Annotated in this window: 2 protein-coding genes and 1 pseudogene; all 3 read right to left on the reverse strand. The window is 63.3% G+C overall.

Features of this window, described 5'->3' with window-relative positions; genetic code table 11:
• Window positions 1–120: pseudogene (locus A2I95_RS33585) on the reverse strand (K+/H+ antiporter subunit F); the annotation flags it as partial.
• A complete protein-coding gene (locus A2I95_RS33590; RefSeq protein ID WP_027259297.1) occupies window positions 117–614 on the reverse strand; it encodes a Na+/H+ antiporter subunit E in 498 nt (165 codons plus the stop codon). The pseudogene A2I95_RS33585 and the gene A2I95_RS33590, both read right to left, overlap by 4 nt.
• A partial coding sequence (locus A2I95_RS33595) for a proton-conducting transporter membrane subunit (protein WP_291736797.1) occupies window positions 611–2,060 on the reverse strand: 1,450 nt, incomplete at its 5' end. The genes A2I95_RS33595 and A2I95_RS33590, both read right to left, overlap by 4 nt.

Consider the following 2,060-nt stretch of genomic DNA (forward strand, 5'->3'; position numbering starts at 1 on the left):
CATGGTATCCAGCGCCAGGATGCGGTCGGCCACGTCGGGGGCGGTGACGACCTTCCACAGGTTCATCAGCATTGCCAGGGCAAAGCAGGCGAAGGCAAAGGTGGCAGCACTTTCGATCATTCGAAAATCTCCATCAGCCGGCGCTCGTAGCGCTGTTTGATCTCGTCCCGCACCGCGTCGGGGTTGGGGGCGTCCAGGCAGTGGACCAGCAGGGCGTGGCCCTCGTCCGAAACATCCGCTGACAGGGTGCCGGGGGTCATGGTGATTGTGCCGGCCAGGGCTGTGATTGCCTCGGGCGTTTTCAGGTCCAGCGGGATGGTGATCCAGTTGGGCCGGCGGTCGGCATTGGGTTTGAACAGCACGATGCGGGCGACGATGATATTGGCCTGCACGATGTCCAGAAGCACCACCAGAATGTATTCCGCGATCTTCAGCGGGTGGCGCAGCTTGGGCCGGTTGGGCCAGTACGGCTGGGTCACGAAGGGGATCAGCACACCCAGCAAAAGGCCAAATACCAGCGAGTTCAGCGACCAGCCGTTGACCAGCAACAGCCAGGTGACAGTCAGCAGAAGCGTCAGCAGGGGGTGCGGGAACAGCCGCCAGATCAGTTTCATTCTTGCGTCCTCCCAAGCACGGTGTCGATATAGGCCGCGGGCGCATAAAGTTGCGCTGCCGTCGCCTCGGCATAGCGCGTGGCGGGGCCGGCAAAGACGGTGAGCGCGACCAGCCCGCCCAGCAGGCCGAAACAGGCCACAAAGGGCAGCTGCGCCGACCGTGCGGCCAGATCTTCCTGCGGCGGTTCGGCGCTGGTATCGGTGTCCTGCGGCGGCAGGCCGTGGCCTTTCCAGAACAGCAGGGAGCCGGCGCGGGCCATGCCGATGATGGTGGTCAAGGATCCGGCCAGGATCACAGCCCAGATCCAAGGTGCGAGATCAACGCCCCGGGTGGCGTCCAGCACCAGCAGTTTGCCCAGGAAGCCCGACAGCGGCGGCATGCCCGCAAGTGCAATGGCGGCGGCAAAGAACAGTGCCGCAAAAAGACCGTTCTGCACCACCGGAGGGCGCGCATCTAGCATGTCCGAACCGCGACGGCTGACCACAAGATCGGCCAGCAGGAACAGAGCCGCCGCCGAGAAGGTCGAATGCACGAGGTAGTAAAGCGCGGTTTCCGTCGCATAGGCATCGACGGGCGCAACCGCCAGCATCATTGTTCCCATCGACCCGATCACCGAGAAGGAGAGCAAGGGCATCAGCCGTTTCGCGGCCAGCACCCCCAGCGCACCCAGCGTCAGCGTGATCATTGCAGCAGGGAACAGCCAGGTCGTCACCACGTCCTTGGTCGGTTCTGCGCCGGGGTGAAAGGCCAGCGTGTGCAGGCGGATGATCGCATAGGCGCCGACCTTGGTCATGATCGCGAAAAGCGCCGCAACCGGAGCAGGGGCATTGGAATAGGTGCCCGGCAGCCAGAACTGCACCGGGAACAGCGCGGCCTTGATCATGAAGACGATCAGCAACAGCACCGCCAGACCACCCCCAACGGGCGCCCAGGGCGAGCTGCCCGATGGCAGCATCAAACTGCGACAGCCCGGCGCAGAGCGCGCGGTACCGCCAATATCGCTGGCCCAGGCCTCACAGCCGGCGGCGTAACGCCAGCGGGTTGCCAGCGCAGGACCACTGTTATGAGACCACTGATAATCACGACCCAGCTCGCCGGATAAAACGAACTCCACCATTCGGCGCTGCTCGGGCTCTACCGCCTCGTGGCGAATCAGATACACCTCACTGCGACCAGGCAACCAGCGCCAGGAAGAGCTGTCATCTACCGGACGGCCGCGACTATCAATCGCACGCACCTGCACCAGATCGAGTAATTCACTGGGATCACAATCAACACAGCTAAGCTGCAAACGAACGCGGTCGAGTTGCGGCGTTACTTCCGACCAGGCCTGCTCACCTGGGTGCCAGTGCAGACGTAGCCGCGTCTCCCCGTTTTCTACCGAGGTTTCCCAGCCAACCCAGTCGCTGCCGACATTGACCTCGGCTACCGACCAATGCAAAAGG

It is taken from the genome of Leisingera sp. F5 (assembly GCF_001593695.1).